Here is a 289-nt window from a genome sequence, read left to right on the forward strand (position 1 = left end):
AATGCAAGATCTCTCCCGCCACGCTGGCCCGCACGGCGGCGCTGGCACTGGCGCTGACCAAACAGGTGCTCAGCGCTACCGGCCACCGTGTCCTGCCCATTGAATCGGCAGAGCTGGAGCAGCTGGTCTCCACTGGCCTGACCATTGCCACCGCGCTGGTCAGCTGGTGGAAGAACAATTCCTTCACCCCGGAGGCCATCGACGCCGATGACTTCCTCTGCCCGCTGAAGGAGCACAAATAACCACACAGGGACGATGTTTTTGCGGCATCGTCCCTTTTTGATTATCT

1 protein-coding gene is annotated in these 289 nt (G+C 60.2%); it reads left to right on the forward strand.

The annotated features are described in order from the left end of the window. The coding region (locus P0G09_RS20375; protein WP_275253590.1) for a phage holin at nt 1-242 on the forward strand (242 nt) is incomplete at its 5' end. Nucleotides 243-289 lie beyond the last annotated feature (47 nt).

It is taken from the genome of Faecalibacterium sp. DFI.5.82, from assembly GCF_029076575.1.
GTDB classification, from domain to species: domain Bacteria; phylum Bacillota; class Clostridia; order Oscillospirales; family Ruminococcaceae; genus Faecalibacterium; species Faecalibacterium duncaniae.